The organism is Archangium violaceum (assembly GCF_016887565.1).
Lineage (GTDB): Bacteria > Myxococcota > Myxococcia > Myxococcales > Myxococcaceae > Archangium > Archangium violaceum_B.
In genome coordinates this window covers 11,267,413-11,290,474 of record NZ_CP069396.1, presented here as the reverse complement: position 1 = coordinate 11,290,474, position 23,062 = coordinate 11,267,413, and the positions used below count along the sequence as shown (strand labels likewise).

The following is a 23,062-nucleotide window of genomic DNA, read 5'->3' as shown; positions in this document are numbered from 1 at the left end:
CAGGTGCCGCGGGGGGCGTCGTCGTTTCGGGGGAGGCGAGGGCGCGTGCCCCTCAGCGCTTCGTGGTGATGCCGTCCGCCGCCAGCCGCTCCAGTGTCGTGAGCATGGGGTCGTACGTCACCGAATCGCGGAACAGGTTCTGGTGCAGCAGCGCGCCCATGAACCCGCCGAAGATGGTGTGCGCGGTGACGTGCGCATCCATGTCCGTGCGGAACTCCTTCGTCTTCGTCTGCCCGTAGCGGATGATGTTCTCCATCACCGCCACGTAGACGCCCAGCTTCTCCCGGATGGCCTCGGCCACCCGGTCGTTCGTGTACGCCGACTCCGCCGACACCATCGCGAAGAAGATGCCGTATTCCCGGTGGTAGCGCAGGAACTGCAGCGTCCGCTCGTAGAAGGCCTCGAACTGCTGCCGGGCCGTCATCTTGCGCAGCTCGCCGAGGATCTCCTCGAACTCACGCAGGTAGCGCGCGTGCAGCTCCTCGATGGTGGCCAGCAGCAGGTCCTCCTTCGTCGGGAAGTGCCAGTAGAGCGCCCCGGGCGTCATCCGGATGGCCTTGGCCAACTCGGCCATCGTCGTCGCGAGGATTCCGCGGCGCGCGAACAGCGTGATGGCCGCCTCCATGATTTCCACTCGCGTCCGAGCCGCGCGCTCCTGCTTGATCTCCCGCTTCGCCGCTTCCTTCCGCATTACGGCGGTATCCTACCCACCTCAGGCGAGCAGCGTCACCTTGACGATCTCCGGCGGCGCGGCCACGCGCAGCGGCGGGCCCCAGAAGCCCGTCCCCCGGCTCACGTACAGGTGGCTGTCTCCCTCGCGGAACAGTCCCGCGGGGTGCTCCCAGACGGCCGACACCACCAGGTTGAAGGGGAAGAACTGTCCTCCATGCGTGTGTCCGGAGAGCTGCAACCCCATGCCCGCCTTCTGCGCCAGCTCGCGCCAGCCGCTCGGCTGATGCGCCAGCAGCACCGCCGCGCGTGACGGGTCCCTCCCCGCCGTGGCCGCCGCCAGGTCATAGCTGCGGGCGCGCGGGTAGCCCGAGCGCTGCGCTCCCCAATCATCCACTCCCACCAGGTCGAACGAGGCGCCCGGCTCGCCGACGCTCACGTGGCGGTTGCGCAGCACCGTCATCCCCATGCGCGTGAGCGCCTCGCTCCACTCCTCGTCTCCCGAGTAGTACTCGTGGTTGCCCGTGCAGAAGTACGTTCCGTACCTCGCGCGCAGGTTCCTCAGCGAGCCCGCCGCGAAGCCCAGCTCCTCCACGCTGCCGTCCACCAGGTCCCCGGTGATGCACACCAGGTCCCCCTTCAGCCCGTTGGTCTGCGCCACCACCGCGTCCATGAAGCGGCGCTGGATGAGGGGCCCGATGTGGATGTCGCTCAGCTGGACGATGGTGAAGCCATCCAGCGCCTTGGGCAACCCGGGCAGCCGCACCGCCACCTCGTTCACCACCGGCGGAGTGAAGGCGCGCCACACGCCGTAGCTCGCCATGCCCCCGGTGGCCACCAGCGCCGCCCCCGCGCTCGCCCGCGCGAGGAACTGCCGCCGTTCCTCGGAGACGGGGGCCGGCTCCACCTTCTCCGCCCGCCGACGCTCCAGCCACCCGGACAGCTTGCGCAGTCCTCCCAGCGACAGCACCGCCAGCAGCAGGTAGGTGGCCGCCCCCATCCAGTACCAGCCCAGGTTGGCGAAGGCGAACGTCGGCTCCGAGGGGAAGAAGCGCGTCAGCAGCCGCGAGCCGAGGATCGCCGAGGCCAGCAGCGCCATCAGCACCACGCCGGCCCGGCGCCAGGCGCGGTGCGCCGCCGTGTCCCGGAAGAGCCGCCGGTAGAGGTAGATGTGGCCGGACACCACCACCAGCGACAGCAGGCCGAAGAAGATGACGAATCGCAGCGGAATCATGGGGCCTTGGATACTCGGCGCGCCATGCGCCGCAACCCCATCGTATGTGAAGAAGCGTGAAGCCGCGCCTCACCCCACGAGCGAGCGCAGCGTCTCCGGCAGCTCGGGGTGCTGGAAGCGATAGCCGCTCTCCAGCGCGAGCCGGGGCAGGACCCGCTGGCCTCCCAGCACCACCCGGGACATCTCCCCGAACGCCACCTTCAGCGCCAGCGAGGGCACCGGCAGCACGGTCGGCCGCCCCAGCGCCGCTCCCAGGGCCTGGGTGAAGTCCGCGTTCGTCACCGGCTCCGGTGCCGTCACGTTCATCGGCCCGCGCAGCTCCCCCTGCTCCAGCGCGAAGAGGAGCAGCCCGAGCGTGTCATCGCGGTGCACCCAGCTCATGTACTGCCGCCCCGAGCCCATGCGCCCGCCCACGCCCAGGCGGAAGGGGGGCAGCATCTGCTTGAGCGCGCCGCCCTCCGGGTGCAGTACCACGCCGATGCGCGGCACCACCGTGCGGATGCCCGCCGCGTCCGCCTCCAGCGCCTCGGCCTCCCAGGCCCGGCACACCCGCGCGAGGAAGTCGTCCCCCAGCGAGCTGCTCTCCGTGAGCGGCTCCGCGCCCCGCTCGTCCCCGTAGATGCCGATGGCCGAGGCGGACACGAAGTGCCGCACCGTGCCCGCCGCCTTCATGGCCTCCACCAGCAGCCGCGTGCCCACCACCCGGCTGTCGTGGATGCGCTGGCGCGCGCTCTCCGTCCACCGCTGCGCCACCGGCTCGCCCGCCAGGTGCACCACCGCCTCGGCGCCTCCCAATGCGTCCGGCGACAGCGGCGTGGCCGCGTCGAAGAAGGAGCCGCTCACTCCCTCCGGCAGCCGCGCCAGCGCGCGCTTCACGTCCCGCGCGAGCACGTGCACCGTATGGCCCCTCTCCAACAGCCGCCGCACCAGCTCGGGGCCGATGAAACCGCTCGCTCCGGTGAGCGCCACCTTCACGGGTGTGTCTCCTTTGGAATGTCACGCCCCAGCAGTGTGCCGAGCGCGTGGAAGAACGTCTCCCTCTCTCGTTCGTTCATGCGGCCCGAATATCGGTACACGACGGTGCCCGCGCCATCCATCAGCAGCACCGAGGACGTCTTCGTTGGCAGGTTCCACGGGGCCGTGCCGAGCGTTCCCTTCAGGTCCACGAGGATGGGGATGCCCCACTTCTTCTCCTCGTCCCTCACGTGGGAGAGCGCGATGCCCCTGGCGGGGAAGAAGTCGAAGGACTCCAGGTTGGCCACCGCCACCACCCAGGCGGCGTCCAGCAGTCCGAGCGCCTGGCCCCGGGAGAAGAGGGCGTCCTTGAGGGGTCCGTTGAGTGTCGTGGAGTGGCGATCCTCATAGAAGAGAATGACGGGTTTTCCCCGCCAACGGGACAGGGCCACTTCCTTTCCATCGGAACCCCTCAAGGTTGCGTCCATGGGTACCGCCCGAGGCTCGGTGGCGAGCACGGGGCTCGTGGCCAACAGGGCGATCGTCAGCATGCCAGCTATCCGTGTGGTCATCGGGAACTCCGTGGACAAACATTGTACATACCTTGGACATAACCTTGACAAGGGCTGGACACAAAGATTACTTCCAGGGTCGAAGGTACCCATCGCCCTGGAGGACAGCTGTATGGGCCCCACGCCGTTCATCGCCGCGCCGCTCATGCCCGCTCCCTCGGTGGAGCAGGCGTGGCTGAAGCTGGTGCAGGCCCAGGTGCAGGGGTCCCTGGTGGAGCTGCTCGAGCTGCCCGACGAGGCCGGGTTGGGCATTCGTTGGACAGAAGCCCTGGGCCACGTCCGGGAGTACGTGTTGCGTCCCTCGCGGCGGCTGCGCCCGGCGCTGCTGCTGGCGGGCTACTGCCTGGCGCGGGGCTCGGCGGCGGTACCGGCGGGGTTGTGGCGCTTCGCCGCGGGGCTGGAGCTGCTGCACGCCTGCCAGGTCATCCACGATGACGTGACGGAGCAGGCGGTGCTGCGGCGCGGAGGCCTGGCCATGCACTTGCTCCTGGCTCCGGGCCGCATCGGGCAGGACCTGGCGGTGGTGGTGGGGGACCATCTCTTCGCTCGCGCGCTGGAGACGATGCTCGGCGCGTCGCTGCCGGGCGCGGCGCAGGCCACGCAGTACTGTCTGCGCCTGTGCCGCTACACCGCGGTGGGGCAGTACACGGCCCTGGAGCGGGAGGGTGTGTCGCCGGACGGCATGAGCGTGCGTCAGGCCCTGCGCGGGGTGCGCCTGAGGACGATGCGCCAGGGCTTCTGCTCCCCGTTGGTGTGCGGGGCGATGCTGGCCGGGGCGGACGACGCGCTGCGGCTGCGGCTGGCGCGCGTGGGCTGCAACGTGGCGCTGGCCTGGCAGCTGCGCGAGGAGCTGATCGGCCTCTTCGGAGACGCGCGGGGCTCCGGCCGGAGCGCGTCCTGCGACTTCACCCTGGGCCGGCGCACCTTCCCGCTGGTGGCGGCCTGTTCGCGCGCGAGCCCGCAGGTGCGCCAGGAGCTGGCGGAGCTGTGGGCGCTGCCTCCCGAGGCCAAGGACGACGCGGCGCTCGCGCGGGCGCGCCGGCTGGTGGAGGAGGCCGGGGGCCGGGTGGCCACGGAGCGACTGGTGGCACGGGCCTCGCGCGGTGCGGTGCGGGCGCTCGCGGCGCTGCCCAACCCCAACGGCCTGAGGGAGTTGTTGCAGACGCTCGTCGGCCAGCTGTCCCATCGGATGGACTGAGAGGAGAAGCACCGTGAGCAGCGGCAAGCGACAGGCGGTGGTGGTGGGCGCGGGCGTGGGGGGACTCGCCGCGGCGGCGCGGCTGGCCCACCAGGGCTTCGACGTCCACCTCTTCGAGAAGACGGACGGCCCCGGTGGCCGCTGCAACCGGCTCCAGGTGGACGGCTTCACCTGGGACATCGGTCCCACCATCGTGCTGATGCCCGAGGTGTTCCAGGAGACGTTCGCCGCGCTCGGCCGGCGCCTCGAGGACTACCTCACGCTGCTGCGGTGCGATCCCAACTACCGCATCCACTACCGCGACGGCTCGGCCATCACCTTCACCTCCGAGCTGTGCGCCATGGGCCAGGAGCTGGAGCGGATTGAATCGGGCAGCTACGCGCGCTACCTCGCCTTCCTGGCGCAGGGCCGCACCCAGTACCGCACCAGCCTGGACCACCTGGTGGGCCGCAACTACTCGGGCATCAGCGACTACTTCGCGCCCTCGGTGCTCAAGAAGATCTTCCAGGTGCGCGCCCACCGCCGCATGTACGCGGACGTCAGCCGCTTCTTCCAGGACGAGCGGCTGCGCGCGGCGATGACCTTCCAGACGATGTACCTCGGGGTGTCGCCCTTCGCGTCGCCCGCGGTGTACGGGCTGCTGCCCTTCACCGAGCTGGGCGTGGGCGTGTGGTTCCCCAAGGGAGGGCTGTACGCCATTCCGCTCGCGCTGGAGAAGGTGGCGCGCGAGGAGGGTGTGCGACTGCACTACGGCACGCCGGTGAAGCGCATCCTCACCGAGGGCTCGCGAGCCACGGGCGTGGAGCTCGAGGACGGCGAGGTGGTGAAGGCGGACGTGGTGCTCTGTAACGCGGACCTGCCCTACGCGTACGAGAAGCTGTTGGATCCGGGCGTCACCCGGCTCAAGCGCGCGGAGAAGCTGCGCTTCACCTCCAGTGGCTACATGCTCTACCTGGGACTGCGCCGGCGCTACGACGGGTTGCACCACCACAACGTCGTCTTCGGCCGCGACTACAAGGGCTCGTTCGAGGACATCTTCGAGCGCTTCCGCGTGCCCGAGGATCCGAGCTTCTACGTGAATGCTCCGGCGCACACGGACCCGAGCCTCGCGCCCCCGGGCAAGGACGCCCTCTACATCCTCGTGCCGGTGCCCCATCAGCACCCGGGTCTGGACTGGAAGGTGGAGGGGCCGAAGGTGCGGGCCAAGGTGTTCCAGCGCCTGGCGGAGCTGGGCCACGCGGAGCTGGAGCGGGACATCGAGGTGGAGCGCGTGTTCACGCCGGACGACTGGGCGTTCACCTTCAACCTGGCCCGCGGTAGCGCGTTCGGGCTGGCTCAAAACTTTATGCAGATTGGCCCCTTCCGCCCCTCCAACCAGGATGCGCGGGTACGAAACCTGTTCTTCGTGGGGGCCTCCACACAGCCGGGTACCGGACTTCCCACGGTGCTCATCTCGGCGAGGCTGGTGGTGGAGCGTATCCTTGCCTGGTCGGGAGCGGTGGACGTGGTGAAGGAGCCCCGGGGAGCCGGGCGCGGAGCAATCGAGGAGGCGGCATGAAGGCGCACGACAACACCCTGGTGGCACGTGGTTACGAGATGGCGGAGCGCGTGACTCGCAATCACGCCAAGAGCTTCTTCTTCGCCTCGTTCATGCTCTTCGGCATGCGGCGCAAGGCGGCCTTCGCGCTCTACGCCTACTGCCGGCGGCTGGATGACATGGTGGACGTGGCGGACGGCGCGGACCAGGGCGCGGTGCCCGAGGGGCTGGGCGAGCGGCTGGTGCGCGCGCGCCGGGCGGTGGCCGAGCTCTTCCTGGAGACGCCGGAGCTGGCCGATCCGCGCATGCCTCCGCCCTCCACGCGCGCCAGTGGCGGCGAGGGTCCGTGGGACGCGGCGGAGCTGGCCGCGCTGGTGGACTGCATCCGCCGCTTCCGCGTCCCCGAGCAGCCCATGCAGGACCTCATCTCCGGCATGGAGATGGACCTGACGAAGCGCCGCTACGACAGCTGGGCGGAGCTGGACCTGTACTGCTACCGGGTGGCGGGCGTGGTGGGGTTGATGATGGCGCCGATGCTGGGCTGCTCGGACGAGTGGGCGCTCGGGCCGGCGGCGGACCTGGGCCGCGCCATGCAGCTCACCAACATCCTCCGGGACGTGAAGGAGGATCTGGATCGCGACCGCGTCTACCTGCCCTTGGACGAGCTGGCCGCCTTCGGTCTGTCCGTGGACGACCTGCGCCGGGGCGTGGTGGATGACCGCTGGCGCGACTTCATGCGCTTCCAGATCGACCGGGCGCGCGCCTACTACGCGAGGGCGGCGGCGGGCATCCCCGCGCTCACCGGCTTCGGCTGCCAGCGCATGGTGAAGCTGATGGGCTCCATCTACGGGGACATCCTGCGCGCCATCGAGCAGAACGACTACGACGTCTTCAAGGGGCGGCTGTCGGTGCCGGGCTCGCGCAAGCTGGCGCTGGCCACGGCCATCCTGGTGCGGCCCACCTCGGTGCTTCCAGCACCACCGACGCCTGAGGTGAAGGTGCCGCTGCTGCCCAGGGGCATCACTCCGGGAGTCAGCCCATGAGCGACGACAAGATACAGAGGCTGCAGGTGCGGCGCTCCTCGCGGCTGTCGGGCTTCTACCGGCAGACGCCGGAGAGCCGCCGCACCCGGCTGGTGGAGTCGCGCTGGCTGGAGCCGGAGGAGGCCGAGGCGTGCGCGGGCCTGGGTGGTTTCGACGAGGCCTGCGCGGACACCATGGTGGAGAACGTCATCGGCCTGCACGGCCTGCCGCTGGGCCTGGCGCTCAACTTCGTGGTGAACGGGCAGGACCGGCTGGTGCCCATGTCGGTGGAGGAGCCCTCCATCATCGCCGCGGCCAGCTACGCCGCGCGCCTGTGCGCCGAGGGCGGCGGCTTCACCGTGACGGCGGACGAGCCCATCACCACCGCCCAGGTGCAGCTGCTGGACGTGCCCTCGCTGGCCGAGGCGGAGACGGTGCTGCGCACGCGAGCGCCCGAGCTGCTGGCCGAGGCCAATGGTCTGCTGGGGACCATGTGCGCCCGGGGTGGAGGGGCACGCGAGCTGGAGGTGCGCGTTCTGGACGCCACCACGCTCGTCGTCCACCTGCACGTGGACACGCGCGATGCCATGGGGGCCAACCTCGTCAACGGGCTGGCCGAGAAGATGGCGCCGCGGCTCGCGGCCCTCACGAGGAGCCGGGCGGGGCTGAAGATCCTCACCAACCTGGCGGATCGCCGGAAGGTGTACGTGCGGGCGCGAGTCCCCGCGGCGGCGCTGGCCTTCGAGGGCTTCCCCGATGGTGCGGCGGTGCGGGATGCCATCCTGGAGGCCCACCTCTTCGCGGAGTTGGATCCATACCGGGCCGTCACCCACAACAAGGGCGTGATGAACGGGGTGGACGCGGTGCTGGTGGCGTGCGGCAACGACTGGCGCGCGGTGGAGGCGGGGGCGCACGCGTACGCGGCGCGCTCGGGCGTGTACCGGCCGCTCACGTCGTGGAAGAAGGGGCCGCAGGGCGAGCTGGAGGGGCAGCTGGTGATGCCGCTGGCCACCTCGACGGTGGGCGGAGCGGCGCGCACGCATCCGGGCGTGCGGCGGGCGCTGAAGCTGGCCTGTGTGAAGAGCGCGGTGGACCTGGCGTGCGTGGCGGCGGCGGCGGGACTGGCCACCAACCTGTCGGCCCTCAAGGCGCTGTCCACCGAGGGCATCCAGAAGGGGCACATGGCGCTGCACGCACGGCGCGTGGCCGCGGAGGTGGGGGCGGAGGGAGAGCTGGTGGAGATCGTCGCCGAGCGGTTGGCGCGTGAGCGCGTCTACCGGCCGGAGCGCGCGCGGGAGATCCTCGCCGAGGAGGTACGGCGCAAGGGGGCCTCGAGATGAAGGCGATGCGTGTCGCGGTGGTGGGCGGCGGAATCGGAGGGCTGACGGCCGCCGGGCTCCTGGCGAAGGAGGGCCACGACGTCACGCTCTTCGAGGGAGGCCCTACCCTCGGAGGAAAGGCGCAGTGCGTGAAGGCGGACGGGCTCGTGTTCGACACCGGGCCCACGCTGCTCACGCTGCCGGAGGTGGTGAAGGGGCTGTTCGAGCGGCTGGGCGCGGTGGAGCTGCTGCCGCCCATCACGGAGCTGGAGCCCCAGTGCACCTACCGCTTCGCGGACGGGTGCGGCTTCGTGGCGTACAAGGACCTCGAGCGCACCGCGCAGAGCGCGGGCGAGCTGCGTCCGAGCGAGCGGCGCGGGGTGCATGGCTTCTACGCGGAGGCCGAGGCCATCTGGCGCGCCGCGGGGGAGCCGTACCTGGAGGCGCCCTTCGAGGGCATGGCGGGCTTCATGGCGCGCGTGGCCCGGCGGGGCGTGGTGGCGATGGCCCGGGGCATGAAGCTGGCGACGTTGGATGAGCTGGCGCGGGCGCACTTCAAGACGGACCACATGCAGCAGTTCGTGGGGCGCTTCGCCACGTACGCGGGGGCCTCGCCCTACGAGGCGAGCGCGGCGTATGCCCTCATCCCGCACATCGAGCGCGCGTACGGCGTGCACCACGTGCGGGGCGGCATCGGCGCGCTGGTGGACGCACTCGGGGCGGCGGTGAAGCGGCAGGGGGTGAAGGTGCACCTCCAGGCGCGAGCCCGCTACACGCGCGATGCGCGGGGCTACCAGGTGGGGCCCGAGGGCGGCGAGGAGCGCTTCGACACGGTGGTGGTGAACGCGGATCCGCTGGACACGCTGGGGCGGGGGAGCGAGCCCCTGTCGCTGTCGGGCTACGTGCTGCTGCTGGAGGTGGACGGCCGTCCGGCGCTGCCGCACCACACCGTGCTCTTCAGCCGCGACTACCGCCGCGAGTTCGACGAGCTCTTCGGCGGTCAGCTGGCCAATGATCCGACGGTGTACTTCTGCAACCCCTCGGCGACGGACCCGACGATGGCGCCCGCGGACAAGACGGGCCTCTTCGTCATGGTGAACGCCCCGGCATTGCCGCGCGAGCCGGGCGCCTGTGAGCGGGCGGCGGCCGCGTGGGAGCTGCAGGCCGAGCGGGTGAAGGCGCAGATGTTCGACAAGCTGCTGCAGCACTACCCGGAGCTGCGGGGGCGCATGCGGGTGGTGGGGCAGCGCACGCCGGTGGACCTGGCGGCGCTGGGCGCCCCGGGTGGCTCCATCTACGGCTTCCTGCCGCACGGGAAGTTCGGTCCCTTCCGCCGGCCGCGCATCCGGGGCTGCTCGCCGGGGCTCTTCTTCGCGGGGGGAGGCACGCACCCGGGAGGCGGAGTCCCACTGGTGATGCTGTCGGGCCGCTTCGCCGCGGAGATGGCGTCCGCGCACCTGCGGAGGAGCGCATGAGGCTGCTGGACCCTGCATCGGCCCCGAGAGCCTCGTATGGGTATGGCTGGCTGGATGCGTTGCCGGCGCTGCCGGACACGGCGGGGGCCTACCGCTGGTTCTACGCGGACGTGACGGCGGGGGAGTACAGCGCGGTGTTCATCTTCATGGTGGGCTCGCTCTTCTCCCCGCGTTACTCGGCGGGAGTGAAGCGTGGGGCCCTGCCGCTCGAGCACTGCGCGGTGAACTTCGCGCTCTACCACCAGGGCAGGCGCCAGCGCTGGGTGCTGAGCGAGTACCCGGAGGCCTCGATGCAGGGCAATGGCCGGGCGCTGCGGATTGGCCGCTCGCTGCTGGAGTACGCGCCGGACGGCACGGTGCGCCTGGAGGTGGACGAGCGGTGCGCGCCCTTCGGAAGGGCGGTGCGGGCGAGTCTGGTGTTGGAGCCCCAGGTGCCGGCGGCGGAGGAGCTGCAACTGGTGCCGGGGTTGCCGCACTACTGGCGGGCGCTGGCCCCCCGGGCGAAGGCCCGGCTGGAGGTGGCCTCGGAGGGGGTGGTGTCGGAGGGGCTGGGCTACCACGACAGCAACCACGGAGCGGAGCTGCTGGGCGCGAGGCTGCCGGGGTGGCACTGGGCGCGCGTGCACGGGCCGGAGGAGACGGTGGTGGACTACCACCTGCCGGGCGGGGTGGCGCCGGTGCGGGTGTCGGCGGGCGCGCTGGGGACGAAGTGCGAGCGCAGGCCCCTGCTGGCCGAGGCGCGGCCGACGAGCCTGACGGGCTGGGGCCTGCGGGTGCCGGCGCGGTTGCATGCGGGCAACACGGTGGTGGGCGTGCCGAAGCTGCTGGAGTCCTCGCCCTTCTACGCCCGGGTGGAGGCCCGGCGGAGCGGGCTGGACGTGATGGGGGAGGTGGCGGACTTCCGCCGCTTCCACTCGCCCTTCATCCGCTGGATGGCGCACTTCCGCACGCGCGTGGAGCGTGGGACATGAACCCGCTGGTGGTGATGGGCCTGGGCTGGACGGTGCTGGCCGGGGGCTTCAGCGCGGTGGCCCTGGCGAGGCTGTTGCGGCGGCGCCGTGCGGTGGAGCCCACGCGGGTGCCGGTGCTGCTGCTGCGGCCGGTGGACGAGCCCACGGCCCGGGAGCTGGAGAACCTGTCCAGGCCGATCGATTACGCGGGGCCACTGGAGCACGTGGTGCTCTCGCCGAGGGAGCCGCGGTTGCCCGAGGGCGTGCGGTGGTTGCGGAGCGACCCCTCGACGCCGAACCGGAAGGTGGGCCACCTGCTGTTCGCGCTGGAGACACTGCGGAGAGAGGGGCGTGTGGTGTTGGTGGTGGACGCGGACGTGGCGGTGACGGGGGCGCTGGTGGAAGGCCTGGCGTCGCCGGTGGAGGCGGGGGCGGCGCTGAGCACGGCGGTGCCGACGCCGGTGGGCGAGGCTGGCCTGGCGGATCGGGCGGTGGCGGGGCTGCTGCGCCGTACACACCACAGCTTCCGGGCGCTGCACGTGATGAGCGCGGGAGCGAAGTCGGTGTGCGGCAAGGCGCTGGGGCTGAGCGACCGGGCGATGGACGAGCTGGAGGGGCTGGCGGACCACATTGGCGAGGACCTGGAGCTGTCGAAGCGGTTGCACGCGCGAGGGCTGGACGTGGCGCTGTGCGAGGTGCCGGCGGTAGTGCCCCTGGCGTCTGGTACGTGGGAGGCGGCGCTGGCCCGTTTCACGAGGTGGATGCAGGTATTGGAGAGTCACAGGCCGGGCCTCTACCCGACGGTCCCACTGCTCTTCACGCCGACGTGGCCGCTGCTGGCGTTGGGGGTGCTGATGGGCTCGGAGTGGCTGGCGATGGCGGTGGGGGGTCTGCTGTGCATGAGAACCCTGTTGTCCTGGCGTCTGACGGTGCTCAGCACCCCTCTCCCCCTGGGAGAGGGACGGGGTGAGGGTATAGGAACCACCGTGCGCCACGTGGCACTGGACTGGCTGTTGGGAGAGGCGCTGTTGCTGTGCGCCTTTCTCTCCTCGCTCGTACACCCGCCGAGGGTGACCTGGAGAGGGCGCACCTACGCGTTGCACGCGGGGGGGCGGATGTCACCGATGTGGACGGAGCTGAGTGGAGGAGGCCGGGGATGACGTACGCACGTTTCCTGGGACTGTTCGTCGTCCTGCCGATCCTCTTCCTGCTGGTGCGCTACCGGCGGACGCTGTCGTGGCGAGGTCTGGCGCCGATGGGGATTCTGCTGGTGGTGGTCTACGCGGCGACGTCGCCGTGGGACAACCTGGCGGTGAAGTGGGGGCTGTGGGGCTTCGACCCGGAGCGCATCTGGGGAATCAAGCTGGGCTACCTGCCGCTGGAGGAGTACCTCTTCTTCGGGCTGCAGACGTTGCTGGTGGGGCTCTGGGCGGGCGAGCGGCTGCGGCGGGTGCTGGAGGCACCGGCGAAGAAGAGCGCGGCGGAAACCCCCAAGGCGCGCGAGGCCCGGCTGGACGGGGAGGAGGTGGCGTCATGATGGAGTCGCGCTGGGCGTACCTCATCCACCTGCTGGCGTGGGCGGTGCCCTTCATCGTGTTGCAGCTGGGGTTCTTGGTGCACCACTTCCGGGGCCGTACGTGGGCGGTGCTGGGGGCAGTGTTGCCTCCGGCGCTGGTGGTGGGCACGTACCTGGTGGTGGCGGACCACCTGGCCATCCGGGTGGGCATCTGGAACTTCGGCGAGGGCAAGCACCTGGGCGTCTACGTGGCGGGGGTGCCGCTGGAGGAGATCCTCTTCTTCCTGCTGACGAGCGTGATGGTGTCGCTGGGGCTGACGCTCTTCACGGTTCTCCTATCGCGGCGGGAGGCGCGTGTGCCGTGATTCGCGCGGCCAAGGGCGGACTCTTCGGGTGGGTGCTCGATGGATACGTCGGGTGGAAGTTCCGCTCGGCGTTTCGCGGCCTGTGGGTGCGAGGAGGGCTGCCGGGAGGGGAGGGGTCGCGCCTCGTGTACGCCAACCATAGCAACTGGTGGGACGGCTTCGTGCTGCACCAGGTGGGGCGGGCGGCGGGGTGGGACGCGTACTGCGTGATGGAGGAGCACAACCTGGAGCGCTACCGTTTCCTGTCGCGGCTGGGGGCGTTCAGCATCCGCCGGGGCGAGTGGGCCTCGTCGCTGGAGACGTTGCGTTACGCGGGCCAGCTGTTGCGCAGACCCCGGGCGGCGGTGTGCATCTTCCCGGAGGGAGAGCTGCGGCCCTTCGGGGTGGTGCCGTTGCGGCTGGAGCGGGGAGTGGAGCTGCTGGCGCGGGTGGGGCGGGTGGAGTGCGTGCCGCTGGCCATCCGCTATGCCTTCTTCGAGCACGAGCGGCCGGACGTGCTGGTGGAGGTGGGGACGCCGCACGCTGCGGGGACGCTGTCGCGCTTCCAGTCGGAGCTGGAGGGGGCGGTGCGGCGGCTGGCGGAGACGACGAGCCTGGAGGGCTTCACGCGGGTGGTGTCCGGGGGCCTGGGGGTGGCGGAGCGCTGGGACGTGGTGAGGGGGAGGGCGCCTTCGGCATGACGCTGCGCATCCGAACCATCGCCCGGCTGACGGGCATCCGCGAGGCCACGCTGCGGGCGTGGGAGCGGCGCTATGGCTTCCCGCGCCCCCTCCGCAACGAGAGCAACTACCGCGTCTACTCGCGCGACGAGGTGGAGAACATCCGCCGGGTGGCGAAGCTCATCTCCGAGGGGCTGGCGGTGAGCGAGGCGATCGCCCAGGTGCGGACGACGCCGGTGGGCGAGCTGCCGGTGGGCGAGCGGCTGGAGGAGCGCTTCTGGTCGGCGGTGATGATGCTGGACGGGGACGAGGCGGACCGGGTGCTGGGCGAGGCGCGGGCCGCGATGGACGCGCGGACCTACTGTGACGCCTTCCTCATGCCGCTGCTGCGGGAGATGGGGATGAGGCTGGACATCGCGCGGGAGCACATGGCCTCGGCGCTCATCCGCCAGCGGCTGCGCGCGCTGCTGCTGGCCGAGGACTCGCCCCCGGAGGGCCCCCGGGTGCTGCTGGCCTGCCCGGAGCGGGACATGCACGAGGGCGGACTGCTGGCGCTGGGACTTCACCTGAAGCGAAAGGGCTGGAGGGTGACGCTGCTGGGGGCGGACACGCCGGCGGAGGCGTTGCGCTCGGCGTGCCAGCAGGTGCACCCGGATCTGGTGGCGCTCTCCTGCGTGCGGAGGAGGGATCCAGGGGAGCTGCAACAGGTGCTGAGCGCCTCGGTCAAGGCGTGTGCTCCGACGCTGGTGGTGGTAGGAGGGCCGGGCGCGCGTGAGCACCTGAAGGCCATCTTCAGCGCGGGGGCGCAGTACGCCGAGACCGCGGAGGAGCTGGTGCTCCTCTGGCAGCAGGCGCGCGGCGAGTCGAACCGCACCTGAGACAGATGGGTGCGGAGGGGCAGGGGAAGCCATGGCCGAACGCACCTACAGGATCCACGTCGCCGCCGAGCTCTCCGGGGTGAGGGTGGAGCTCATCCGGGCCTGGGAGCGGCGCTATGGCGTGCTGTCGCCGAGGCGCACGCCCTCGGGCTACCGGGTGTACACGGACCGGGACGTGGCGCTGCTGCGGCGGCTCAAGCAACTCACCGAGGAGGGCGTGTCCATCAGCGAGGCGGCGACGATGCTGCCGCGGTTGCTGAAGGAGCTGGACGCGGTGGCGCCCGCCGTGGAGCCAGACTCCGCGAACGTGCGGGCGTGGATGGACGAGGCCCTCACGGCGGCGGAGGCGTTGGACCAGGGGCGGGTGTCGGCGGTGCTGGACGAGGTGCTGGCCGCGCTGTCACCGCTGAGGGCCTATGAAGAGGTGCTGGTGCCCCTGCAGCGGGAGGTGGGGGAGCGCTGGCACGCGGGCACGTTGTCGGTGGGGCAGGAGCACCTGGTGACGCAGGAGGTGCGTGCGCGGCTCATCGGTCTGCTGCACGCGGCGCCGGGCCAGGGGCACCGGCGCGTGGTGCTGGCGTGTTTTCCGGAGGAGGAGCACGAGATTGGACTGTTGGGCGCGGCGTTGAGGATCCGGCACGCCGGGCTGTCGGTGACGTTGTTGGGCCAGCGGACGCCAGCGGCGGAGGTGGGGCGGGTGGCGCAGGCGCTGAAGGCGGAGCTGGTGGGGCTGTCGGCGGTGACGGACGAGGGCGCCCGGGTCTTCGAGGACACGCTGTCGCGAATCCTGGAGGGCATTCCCAAGGGAACGCCGGTCTGGGTGGGAGGCCCGGTGGCGCTGTTGCACCGCGAGGTGGGCATGCGGCTGGGCGTGCACGTCTTCGAGAATGGGGACGACTGGACGCGGCTGCTGGGCGCGTGAGCCCGCGCCCAGCCCGTGTGACCCGAGGCTCCACCTGCTGCTCGCGCCGGGTTCCTCAGTGCACCCCGCCCATCATCCGCCGGAGCGGGCGGACGAAGACGGCCAGCACCAGGCCCGCGCCGATGGCCACCGCCGCCACCGCGCCGAAGAGCTGGGGCAGCGGCATGGCCTCGAACTGTCCGGCCACGCGTCCGGCGATGAGGTTGCCCAGCGACATGGACATGAACCACACGCCCATCATCTGTCCCACCGTCCGCTGCGGGGACAGCTTCGTCACCGTGCTCAGTCCCACCGGGCTGAGGCTCAGCTCGCCGAAGGTGTGCAGCAGGTAGGTGAGCACCAGCCACATCGGGCTCACCTTGTTCCCTCCCGCCACCGCCAGTGACGCCGCCACCATCACCACGAAGCCCGCGCCCAGCAGCACCAGCCCCAGGGAGAACTTGGCCGGGCTGCTCGGCTCGTTCGCGCGCTTGTTGAGCCACACCCACAGCCAGGCGAACACCGGCGCGAAGCCGATGATGAGCAGCGAGTTGATGGACTGGAGGAAGCTCGACGGCATCTCCCAGCCGAACACCGTCCTGTCCGTCAGCTCCCGGGCGAAAAGGTTGAGCGAGGAGCCCGCCTGCTCGAAGCCGGCCCAGAAGATGGTCGAGCAGATGAAGAAGACGCCGATGACGCCCAGCCGTCGCTTCTCCGTGGCGTCCAGCCCGCCAGCGGTGAACATGAAGGCGAAGAACGCGAGCGCCAGCGTCAAGATGATGAAGCCGCCCGCGTTGGCCAGGCCCACCGGCGTCGTCAGGTCCACCACGCCCGCCCACTGCAACACCCCCAGCAGGCCCACCAGCACGCCCGCCACCGCGATGGCCACCGTGCGTGAGGAACCCTGCTTCGACTGCCCGGACCCCTGGGCGGCCTCGCTCCTGGGCTTCTGCCCCACCTCGCCCAGGTGCCTGCCTCCCACCAGGTACTGGATGATGCCGAGCACCATGCCGACGCCCGCGGCGCCGAAGCCGAGGTGCCAGTTCACCTGCTCGCCCAGGTAGCCCACCACCAGCGGCGCGATGAAGCCGCCGGTGTTGATGCCCATGTAGAAGATGGAGAAGCCCGCGTCGCGCCGCGCGCCGCCCTCGGGGTAGAGGCCGCCCACCATGGCGCTGATGTTGGGCTTGAGCAGCCCCGTGCCCAATACGATGAGCAGCAGACCCAGGTAGAAGAAGAACACCCCTTGCAGCGCCATGCTGAAGTGGCCCAGGGCGATGATGATGCCGCCGACGAGCACCGCGCGCCGCTGGCCGATGAGCCGGTCCGCCAGCCACCCTCCTGGCATGGCGGTGAGGTACACGCCCGCGCCGTAGAGCCCGTAGATGGCGCTCGCCTTCTGCGCATCGAAGCCCAGGCCCCCCTTCTCCACGGTCGCCGTCATGAAGAGGATGAGCAGCGCCCGCATGCCGTAGAAGCTGAAGCGCTCCCACATCTCGGTGAAGAAGAGCGTGGCGAGCCCGCGCGGGTGGCCGAAGAAGCCTCGCTGCCCCGGCGCCGGTGAGGGCGGGCCTCCCGGTGTGTCGAGGGGGAGGGCCGAGTCGCTGGCGGACCGCGTGGCGGGTGTCTGGGTCATTCGGGGCTCCAGGGGGGCCGGGGGCTTCCGTGTCCACCCCGTGCCGAACTGTACCCGCGAACGGCCGCGTCTGGCGCTGGATGCTCCCCGGAGGTGTTCAGCCCTCCCTGGGGGCCGAGGCGACGGCGGCGAACCGGTCCCCGTACGGCGGTACCTCGCGGTAGTCGATGCGGGCCACGATGACCTGTGGCCGGCGCTCCTCGTCCGCGCGCCGGAGCACCTCCGGCAGCAGCCGCGTCAGTTGCCCCGGCCGCGTCACCTCATAGGCCCGCGCCCCGAGCGACTCGGAGAACCTCACCAGGTCCGGGTCGCCCAGGCTGAAGAAGGAGTCGTCCAGCGCGTACTCGCCCTTGGCCTGGGCGTGCTCGCCGTGGTTCACCATCCCCAGGTAGTTGTCATTGAGGACGACGTACACGGCGCCCACCTGGTAGCGCACCGCGGTGACGAGCTCCGTCCCGTTCATCAGGAACGAGCCGTCCCCCATGAGCGCGATGGCCGTGTTCTCCGGGCGGCCCACCTTCCCGCCGATGACCGCGCCCATCGACCAGCCCATGGAGGACAGGCCGCAGGGATAGAAGACGCGGGCGGGCGGAGCGATGCGCAGGCAGTGCGTGGCCCAGCCGGTGCAATTGCCCATGTCCACGTACAGGTCCGTGTTGCCTCGCAGGTGCGGGTTGAGCTCCGCCATGACGTGCTGGGGCTTGAGCGGCCCGTCCTCGGGCAGCACCGCCGCCGCCCGGTGGGCGAGGTTCAGCTCGTTGAGGTGCTGCCGGCGCTCGCGCACCACCGCCTCGCTGCCCGGCGCCGAGCCGTGGCCGAACTCCACCAGTCCCCCCACCACCGAGCTCACGTCCGCGACGATGGGCAGGTTCACCTGGAGGAACTGGCCGATGACGGACGGGGTGGCGTCCACCTGGATGACGGTGCTCGCCGTCTGGAAGAGCGAGGAGAAGCTCTTGCTGGCCCACTCTCCCAGGCGGCTTCCCAGCACCATCAGCACGTCCACTCCCTCGCGCAGGTACTGCTCGGCGCGCTTGCTGCCGGCGATGCCCAGCACGCCCAGCGACAGCGGATCCTCCTCGGAGAAGAGCCCCTTGCCGCGCAGGCTGGTGGCCACGGGGATGCAGTAGCGGCGCACGAAGGTGGTGAACTCCGCGCCCCGGCTCTCCAGCGCCTCGCGCGCGCCCGAGCCCAGGTACAGCAGGGGCCTCTTCGCCTGGCGCAGCAGCTCGAAGGCCGTGTACACCTCGGAGGCTGGCGCCGCGGACAGCGTGCCCTTCCACGCACCCGGTGCCGTGGGCACGCTCACCTTCTCCAGCTTCTGCCGGGCGATGTTGGTGGGCATGCTCAGGTGCACCGCCCCGTACGGCACCGCCTGCGCCGTCTTCAGCGCACGCTCCAGCAGCCGGGGGAAGCTCTTCGCGTCCACGATGGTGCTGCTCGAGGCCGTGCAGTGCCGGAACATCTCCGCCGTGTTGATGCCTCCCTCGTCCGTGCTCTCCTGGATGGCGGCCAGGCCGAAGCGGTCGGTGGACACCTGCCCGCTGATGGTGAGCACCGGCACCTGATCCAGGTGCGCCGAGGCCACGCCCGTCATCGCGTTGGTGGCTCCGGGACCGGCCGTCACCGCGCACACGCCCAGCTTGCCGGTGGCGCGCGCGTACCCGTCCGCCATGAAGGCCGTGCCGCCCTCGTGGCTGCCGATGATGAAGCGGATGCGCGACTGGCGGCGCAGCGCCTGCACCAGGGGGGCGATGTTGCCCCCGGGGATGCCGAACACCGTGTCCACCCGCTCCGCCTCCAGGTGCGCCAGCAGGGCCTCCACCACCGTCACGTCCTCCAGCGTCCGGAAGGAGCGCAGCCGCGCCGGGGCCGCCACCGGCTCCTGCGGACGGGCGTGCGGCTCGGCCGGGGCCACGCCGTCCCTCGGGTGGGGGAGGAACAGGGCGGTGGCGGACTCACCACGGCTCGGAGAACTCGACGGGACCTTGGCGAGGGCGGGTTGGGACACAGGCTCCCCTTTCTTCTGTGAGGAATGCGTGCGCGCGGCGCGGTGTGTGTCGTGCCACCGATGTCGCACGATGTACCTCAGTTCCTTTCCTTTGTGAACAGGTAAATCAAATTTTTTCAGACATGCTGGATGTTGGATGTGGTAGGGGGGCGCGCGCTACCCGACACAGGGAGGAGTGAATGTCCGTCCCAAGGAACTTCGTCACGGAGTACGGCTTTCGAGTCCACGCTCCCGGGTACATCACCCCCGAGGAGGCGCGCGCCTGGTTGGAGGACCTGAAGCTCCAGGTCATCGCCCTGGGGGGCAAGCCCTTCGGGCTGATGGTGGATTCGCGGACGCAGCGGGCCAACCCGACGGACACCCAGGAGCTCATCCGGGAGTCGATGGTGTGGTTGCGTGACCATGGGATGGTGCGCTCCGTGGTGGTGTTGGACAGCACCGTGGCGCTGATGCAGGTCCTCGGTCTGGCGAAGGCCACGGGCGTGTACGCCTACGAGCGCTACGTGGACTCGTTGAAGGATCCGAACTGGGAGGCGAGGGCGCTGGATTGGATCATCCGGGCCATCGACCCGGACCTCTCGCCGCCCGAGGAGGAGCAGGAGCGCTGAGACCGGTGGTCGACAGGAACGCCCCTTGGCTCACGAGTCATGTCAGGAGCGCGTGCTATCCAAGGTGTCGCATCTGCTGAGGAGGGGAGCAGTGCCCACCATCGAAACAAAGTCCGAGCTGGCCTCGCTGGAGAAGGACCACACGGAACTGGTCCTGGGACTCGTCGGAGCCGTGGGGACGGAGCTGTCACGTCTGGAGACCTTCCTCAAAGAGGGGCTCCAGCGGTTCGGTTACGAGCCGGAGGTCATCCAGGTGACCGAACTCTTCAAGACCTTCGACGTCCCCCGGCTTGGAATCGAGCTGAAGGACGCGCCTGAGTACGAACGCATCCTTTCTCGCATCAAGGCGGGCAACAAGTTCCGTGAGCTCTCGGAGCGCAATGACATCTTCGCGCTCTACGCCGCACAGCAGATCGCGATCCGCCGGCCCGAGAAGAAGGAAGGGACGGTGTCGAGGTTGGAGCCGCTCTGGGGCAAAGCCCACATCATCCATTCCTTGAAGCATCCCGATGAGGTGCGGGCTCTCCAGCGGCTCTATGGCCAGGGCTTCTTCCTGCTGGGGGTCTACTCCCCGGAATCGCAGCGGCTGCGCAATCTGATGGATCGCCATCTGATTCCAGAGCATGAGGCGCGTGAGCTCATCCAGAAGGATGCGGACGAGAAGGAAGGTTACGGGCAGCACGGGCGCGACACGTTCGAGCTGGCCGACGTCTTCATCCCCATGACGGGCAACGAGGACGAGTCGAAGCATCACGTCTTCCGCTTCCTGGATCTCCTCTTCGGTGAGCCCTGGACGACCCCCACCCGGGAGGAACACGGGATGTTCATGGCCTTCGCCGCCTCGCAGCGCTCCGGGAGTCTGGCGCGGCAGGTGGGTGCGGTCATCACCACTCCATCAGGGGACGTGATCGCCACGGGCGCGAACGATGCCCCCCAATATGGAGGTGGTCAGTACTGGCCCGGCCGGCAGGATCAGCGTGATAGCGCTCGGGGCATCGACTACAACGACGTCCTCAAACGGCGGCTGGTCGTGCAGGTGATGCGCAAGATGAAGGAGCATTACGAGCCCGGTAGCGACGGGGGTGACGACGACCTGCTCTTCGACCAGGGGCGCAAGCTGTTCGCCGACACAGGCCTGCTGGACATCACCGAGTACAGCCGGGAAGTCCACGCCGAGATGGCCGCGTTGACCGCGTGCGCGAGGATGGGCACCCAGGCACTGGGCGCTCACCTGTATGCCACGACGTTCCCGTGCCACAACTGCGCCAAGCACATCGTGTCGTCGGGGATCGAACGCGTCTACTTCGTCGAGCCGTACCCCAAGAGTTACGCCTTGAAGCTCCACGATGACACCATCGCTTTGATGGACGGTGGCGAAGTCAAGGGGAAGGTGAGCTTCATCCCCTTCATGGGTGTGGGGCCGCGGCGGTTCTTCGATGTGTTCTCGATGAAACTCAGCTCGGGTCGCCGTGTCTCCCGGAAGGACAAGAAGGGCAGAGCTGTGGAGTGGACAGCGGCGAAGAGCACTCCCAGGATACCGCTCCTTCATTATTCTTATGTGCAGCTGGAGCGGTTGGCGACGGACGAGCTGAAGCAAGTGCTCGTCAAGCTGGAGCGTCAGGTGCAGGGAGGAAAGTCCTGATGTCCTCGTTCAAGAAGATGGATACGGAGGAGAATCGACGCTTCTGGGAGTTCCTGGAGCGCAACAAGAAGGTCGTCGATTCCTGGCCGGAGTGGATGAGGCGGGGCTCGGTCGGTGAGTCGCTGGTGCGCGAGCTGGATGCGGAAGACGAGCGTGATTCGCCCCCGGCCCAGCACGAAGCACAGCAGGAGTAGGTGGGCGGTGGTCTACCCCGTCAGGGGTGAGGTGCGCGGCGTGCCGAGCAGTTGCAGCGTGCGCACCGCCACATCCACGAGCGTCTGCGCGCATGGGAAGCAGCCTCCGCCGCAGCACTGGGGCCACTCGCCCTCGGGATCTCGCAGGAGCGGGTACACGCAGCCGCGGTAGGTGAGGGGCAGCCCGAGCTCGTCACACGCCTGGCGGAGCGCGTCCTGCACGCGGGGATCTCTCACGTCGATCACCCGGAGGTTGTAATCGCTCGGCTCCCGGCTCGCCGCGCACCGTTGGAGGAGCTCGGCTGGGAACCAGGCATCCGATGATCCGGTGGCGCATGGAGCTCGGGTAGCCTGTGCGCTCCATCCCGCTCGGGAGTCGCTCGATGACATTGAACCGCCGCGCCGTTGCCTGCCTGCTGCTCGCGCTGAACGTGGCCTGTGCCACGGTGCGCCCTGGCCCCACGGAGACGCGGCCGGTCCGGTTGCCGAGCTGGTCCGAGCAGCTCGCCCTTCGCGAGTCCTGGCTCGCCCGGCGCCATGAGCTGCTCCTGCCAATGATGCGTCGCCACGGCGTGGGCATGTGGATCGTCGTGAACGAGGAGTTCCACGACGATCCACTCACCTCCTGTGTCGCACCGCCGCGTCCCTACGTGGGAAACCGGGACCTCTTCGTCTTCATCGACGCGGGCGAGCAGGGGCTGAGGAAGTACGCGCTGACGGGCTACGTGGAGGAGAACCTCGCGCGCTTCTTCGAGTCGCTGGAGGCGGGTGGTCAGCAGGAGGCGCTGTCCGTGCTCTACGCGCGGTACCGGCCGAAGACGATCGCGCTGGGCACCGGTGGCAAGCGCGGGGTGACACGCAGCCTGACGCGGGACTCCCATGCGTTCCTCGCGGAGTCGCTGGGGCCCGAGGCGGAGGCGCGCTTCATGAGCGCGGCGCCCCTCATCGAAGAGTACCTGGACACGCGCCTCCCCGAGGAACTGGAGCACTACCGGGCGCTGGTGGTGCTCACGCAGGAGGTGGTGCGGCGGGCGCTCTCCACCGAGGTGGTGAAGCCGGGCGTCACGCGGGTGGGGGACGTGCGCCACTGGTTGTACGACGAGCTGTGGCGGCTGGGCGTGGGGACCTGGTTCCAGCCGGATCTGCGCGTGCAGCGCAGGGGGCAGGGCAACGCGTCGTCGAGGGGCTTCCTCGCGGTGGCTCGGGAGGACGTGCTCATCCAGCGGGGCGACCTGCTGCACGTGGACTTCGGCATCAGCTTCCTGGGTCTGCACACCGACTGGCAGAAGATGGCCTACGTGCTGCGCGAGGGCGAAAAGGATGTCCCCGAGGGGTTGAAGCGGGCGCTGGCGAACACGAACGCGCTCCAGGACGCGCTGGTGAAGGCCTCGCGTCCGGGGCGCTCGTCCGCCGAGGTGTACGAGGCGGTGATGGCCGAGATGAAGGAGAAGGGGATTCAGGCGCAGGTGTACTCGCACCCGCTGGGAAACCAGGGGCACGCGCTGGGGGCGGCCATCGACTTCCGCTCGGCCAGCCGGAAGGAGGAGCCCAAGCCGCTGCGCGAGGGCTCGTACATCGCCATCGAGCTCAACACGCGCACCGCGGTGCCCGAGTGGGACGGTCAGGAGGTCTATGCGATGGGGGAGGACCCCGCGTACCTCACCAGTGAGGGCTGGCGCTTCTTCGTGCCCCGGCAGGAGGCGTACTACCTCATTCCGTAGT

Annotated in this window: 23 protein-coding genes; 16 read left to right on the top strand and 7 right to left on the bottom strand. The window is 70.1% G+C overall.

Annotated elements, in window-relative coordinates; all coding sequences use genetic code 11:
- Positions 1 to 52: 52 nt before the first annotated feature.
- From JRI60_RS44945 to JRI60_RS44930, 4 genes are all read right to left on the bottom strand, one after another.
- Complete coding sequence (locus tag JRI60_RS44945; RefSeq protein ID WP_204222237.1) at positions 53 to 691, bottom strand: TetR/AcrR family transcriptional regulator; 639 nt, start codon at positions 689 to 691, stop codon at positions 53 to 55.
- A 21-nt stretch (positions 692 to 712) separates the two neighbouring features.
- On the bottom strand, positions 713 to 1,903 hold the full coding sequence (locus tag JRI60_RS44940) for a metallophosphoesterase (protein WP_204222236.1): 1,191 nt from the start codon (positions 1,901 to 1,903) through the stop codon (positions 713 to 715).
- A gap of 69 nt (positions 1,904 to 1,972) precedes the next feature.
- On the bottom strand, positions 1,973 to 2,878 hold the full coding sequence (locus tag JRI60_RS44935; RefSeq protein WP_204222235.1) for a TIGR01777 family oxidoreductase: 906 nt from the start codon (positions 2,876 to 2,878) through the stop codon (positions 1,973 to 1,975).
- Positions 2,875 to 3,408, bottom strand: coding sequence for a peroxiredoxin family protein (locus JRI60_RS44930; RefSeq protein ID WP_239470096.1), 534 nt, complete (start codon positions 3,406 to 3,408; stop codon positions 2,875 to 2,877). Before JRI60_RS44930 ends, JRI60_RS44935 begins: the two co-directional genes overlap by 4 nt.
- A 133-nt stretch (positions 3,409 to 3,541) precedes the next feature.
- Between JRI60_RS44930 and JRI60_RS44925 the strand changes: the two genes are divergently transcribed.
- The 12 genes from JRI60_RS44925 to JRI60_RS44870 are packed head-to-tail and all read left to right on the top strand — an operon-like array spanning position 3,542 to position 15,270.
- Positions 3,542 to 4,627 (top strand): polyprenyl synthetase family protein, encoded by a 1,086-nt coding sequence (locus JRI60_RS44925; RefSeq protein ID WP_239470095.1) that lies wholly within the window; start codon positions 3,542 to 3,544, stop codon positions 4,625 to 4,627.
- 13 nt (positions 4,628 to 4,640) lie between these two features.
- Positions 4,641 to 6,185 carry a phytoene desaturase family protein gene (locus tag JRI60_RS44920; RefSeq protein ID WP_204222232.1) on the top strand — a complete coding sequence of 515 codons (1,545 nt, stop codon included), beginning with the start codon at positions 4,641 to 4,643 and terminating at the stop codon, positions 6,183 to 6,185.
- Positions 6,182 to 7,207 carry a phytoene/squalene synthase family protein gene (locus JRI60_RS44915; protein ID WP_204222231.1) on the top strand — a complete coding sequence of 342 codons (1,026 nt, stop codon included), beginning with the start codon at positions 6,182 to 6,184 and terminating at the stop codon, positions 7,205 to 7,207. Before JRI60_RS44920 ends, JRI60_RS44915 begins: the two co-directional genes overlap by 4 nt.
- Positions 7,204 to 8,526 carry a hydroxymethylglutaryl-CoA reductase, degradative gene (locus tag JRI60_RS44910; RefSeq protein ID WP_204222230.1) on the top strand — a complete coding sequence of 441 codons (1,323 nt, stop codon included), beginning with the start codon at positions 7,204 to 7,206 and terminating at the stop codon, positions 8,524 to 8,526. Before JRI60_RS44915 ends, JRI60_RS44910 begins: the two co-directional genes overlap by 4 nt.
- Positions 8,523 to 9,980, top strand: a complete 1,458-nt coding sequence (locus JRI60_RS44905) for a phytoene desaturase family protein (protein ID WP_204222229.1) — start codon at positions 8,523 to 8,525, stop codon at positions 9,978 to 9,980. The genes JRI60_RS44910 and JRI60_RS44905 overlap by 4 nt, the downstream gene beginning before the upstream one ends.
- The gene (locus tag JRI60_RS44900) at positions 9,977 to 10,951 is read left to right on the top strand and encodes a carotenoid 1,2-hydratase (RefSeq protein WP_239470094.1); all 975 of its coding nucleotides are present in this window, start codon (positions 9,977 to 9,979) and stop codon (positions 10,949 to 10,951) included. Before JRI60_RS44905 ends, JRI60_RS44900 begins: the two co-directional genes overlap by 4 nt.
- Positions 10,948 to 12,090, top strand: a complete 1,143-nt coding sequence (locus tag JRI60_RS44895) for a glycosyltransferase (protein WP_204222228.1) — start codon at positions 10,948 to 10,950, stop codon at positions 12,088 to 12,090. The genes JRI60_RS44900 and JRI60_RS44895 overlap by 4 nt, the downstream gene beginning before the upstream one ends.
- Positions 12,087 to 12,467, top strand: coding sequence for a lycopene cyclase domain-containing protein (locus tag JRI60_RS44890; RefSeq protein WP_204222227.1), 381 nt, complete (start codon positions 12,087 to 12,089; stop codon positions 12,465 to 12,467). Before JRI60_RS44895 ends, JRI60_RS44890 begins: the two co-directional genes overlap by 4 nt.
- Positions 12,464 to 12,811, top strand: coding sequence for a lycopene cyclase domain-containing protein (locus tag JRI60_RS44885; protein WP_204222226.1), 348 nt, complete (start codon positions 12,464 to 12,466; stop codon positions 12,809 to 12,811). Before JRI60_RS44890 ends, JRI60_RS44885 begins: the two co-directional genes overlap by 4 nt.
- Positions 12,808 to 13,491 (top strand): lysophospholipid acyltransferase family protein, encoded by a 684-nt coding sequence (locus JRI60_RS44880; RefSeq protein WP_204222225.1) that lies wholly within the window; start codon positions 12,808 to 12,810, stop codon positions 13,489 to 13,491. Before JRI60_RS44885 ends, JRI60_RS44880 begins: the two co-directional genes overlap by 4 nt.
- Complete coding sequence (locus JRI60_RS54815; RefSeq protein WP_204222224.1) at positions 13,488 to 14,348, top strand: MerR family transcriptional regulator; 861 nt, start codon at positions 13,488 to 13,490, stop codon at positions 14,346 to 14,348. The genes JRI60_RS44880 and JRI60_RS54815 overlap by 4 nt, the downstream gene beginning before the upstream one ends.
- 31 nt (positions 14,349 to 14,379) lie before the next feature.
- The gene (locus JRI60_RS44870; RefSeq protein WP_204222223.1) at positions 14,380 to 15,270 is read left to right on the top strand and encodes a MerR family transcriptional regulator; all 891 of its coding nucleotides are present in this window, start codon (positions 14,380 to 14,382) and stop codon (positions 15,268 to 15,270) included.
- Between the two features lie 55 nt (positions 15,271 to 15,325).
- Here JRI60_RS44870 and JRI60_RS44865 read toward each other — a convergent pair whose 3' ends face one another.
- Positions 15,326 to 16,885: a peptide MFS transporter gene (locus JRI60_RS44865; RefSeq protein ID WP_204222221.1), complete on the bottom strand. Its 1,560-nt coding sequence runs from the start codon at positions 16,883 to 16,885 to the stop codon at positions 15,326 to 15,328.
- 97 nt (positions 16,886 to 16,982) lie between these two features.
- Complete coding sequence (locus tag JRI60_RS44860; protein ID WP_239470093.1) at positions 16,983 to 18,896, bottom strand: thiamine pyrophosphate-binding protein; 1,914 nt, start codon at positions 18,894 to 18,896, stop codon at positions 16,983 to 16,985.
- Positions 18,897 to 19,075: 179 nt separating this feature from the next.
- On the opposite strand from JRI60_RS44860, the gene JRI60_RS44855 reads away from it, so the two are divergent.
- The 3 genes from JRI60_RS44855 to JRI60_RS44845 all read left to right on the top strand — a co-directional run bounded on the left by JRI60_RS44855 (position 19,076) and on the right by JRI60_RS44845 (position 21,340).
- Positions 19,076 to 19,504: a hypothetical protein gene (locus tag JRI60_RS44855; protein WP_204222220.1), complete on the top strand. Its 429-nt coding sequence runs from the start codon at positions 19,076 to 19,078 to the stop codon at positions 19,502 to 19,504.
- A 91-nt stretch (positions 19,505 to 19,595) separates the two neighbouring features.
- Entirely contained in the window at positions 19,596 to 21,146 is a 1,551-nt protein-coding gene (locus JRI60_RS44850) for an anti-phage dCTP deaminase (RefSeq protein ID WP_204222219.1), read from the top strand.
- Positions 21,146 to 21,340: a hypothetical protein gene (locus JRI60_RS44845; RefSeq protein WP_204222217.1), complete on the top strand. Its 195-nt coding sequence runs from the start codon at positions 21,146 to 21,148 to the stop codon at positions 21,338 to 21,340. The genes JRI60_RS44850 and JRI60_RS44845 overlap by 1 nt, the downstream gene beginning before the upstream one ends.
- Before the next feature lie 12 nt (positions 21,341 to 21,352).
- On the opposite strand, the gene JRI60_RS44840 is transcribed toward JRI60_RS44845, so the two are convergent.
- A complete protein-coding gene (locus JRI60_RS44840; RefSeq protein ID WP_204222216.1) occupies positions 21,353 to 21,586 on the bottom strand; it encodes a hypothetical protein in 234 nt (77 codons plus the stop codon).
- 137 nt (positions 21,587 to 21,723) lie between these two features.
- Between JRI60_RS44840 and JRI60_RS44835 the strand changes: the two genes are divergently transcribed.
- A complete protein-coding gene (locus JRI60_RS44835; protein ID WP_204222214.1) occupies positions 21,724 to 23,061 on the top strand; it encodes a M24 family metallopeptidase in 1,338 nt (445 codons plus the stop codon).
- Position 23,062 lies beyond the last annotated feature (1 nt).

Bases quoted from the DNA above. Each gene is read 5' to 3' on its own strand.
- JRI60_RS44930 (WP_239470096.1), bottom strand. From the start codon at position 3,408: ATGCTGACGATCGCCCTGTTGGCCACGAGCCCCGTGCTCGCCACCGAG.
- JRI60_RS44910 (WP_204222230.1), top strand. From the start codon at position 7,204: ATGAGCGACGACAAGATACAGAGGCTGCAGGTGCGGCGCTCCTCGCGG.
- JRI60_RS44900 (WP_239470094.1), top strand. From the start codon at position 9,977: ATGAGGCTGCTGGACCCTGCATCGGCCCCGAGAGCCTCGTATGGGTAT.
- JRI60_RS44865 (WP_204222221.1), bottom strand. From the start codon at position 16,885: ATGACCCAGACACCCGCCACGCGGTCCGCCAGCGACTCGGCCCTCCCC.
- JRI60_RS44905 (WP_204222229.1), top strand. From the start codon at position 8,523: ATGAAGGCGATGCGTGTCGCGGTGGTGGGCGGCGGAATCGGAGGGCTG.
- JRI60_RS44855 (WP_204222220.1), top strand. From the start codon at position 19,076: ATGTCCGTCCCAAGGAACTTCGTCACGGAGTACGGCTTTCGAGTCCAC.
- JRI60_RS44845 (WP_204222217.1), top strand. From the start codon at position 21,146: ATGTCCTCGTTCAAGAAGATGGATACGGAGGAGAATCGACGCTTCTGG.
- JRI60_RS44940 (WP_204222236.1), bottom strand. From the start codon at position 1,903: ATGATTCCGCTGCGATTCGTCATCTTCTTCGGCCTGCTGTCGCTGGTG.
- JRI60_RS44915 (WP_204222231.1), top strand. From the start codon at position 6,182: ATGAAGGCGCACGACAACACCCTGGTGGCACGTGGTTACGAGATGGCG.
- JRI60_RS44925 (WP_239470095.1), top strand. From the start codon at position 3,542: ATGGGCCCCACGCCGTTCATCGCCGCGCCGCTCATGCCCGCTCCCTCG.
- JRI60_RS44835 (WP_204222214.1), top strand. From the start codon at position 21,724: ATGACATTGAACCGCCGCGCCGTTGCCTGCCTGCTGCTCGCGCTGAAC.
- JRI60_RS44885 (WP_204222226.1), top strand. From the start codon at position 12,464: ATGATGGAGTCGCGCTGGGCGTACCTCATCCACCTGCTGGCGTGGGCG.
- JRI60_RS44945 (WP_204222237.1), bottom strand. From the start codon at position 691: ATGCGGAAGGAAGCGGCGAAGCGGGAGATCAAGCAGGAGCGCGCGGCT.
- JRI60_RS54815 (WP_204222224.1), top strand. From the start codon at position 13,488: ATGACGCTGCGCATCCGAACCATCGCCCGGCTGACGGGCATCCGCGAG.
- JRI60_RS44890 (WP_204222227.1), top strand. From the start codon at position 12,087: ATGACGTACGCACGTTTCCTGGGACTGTTCGTCGTCCTGCCGATCCTC.
- JRI60_RS44870 (WP_204222223.1), top strand. From the start codon at position 14,380: ATGGCCGAACGCACCTACAGGATCCACGTCGCCGCCGAGCTCTCCGGG.
- JRI60_RS44895 (WP_204222228.1), top strand. From the start codon at position 10,948: ATGAACCCGCTGGTGGTGATGGGCCTGGGCTGGACGGTGCTGGCCGGG.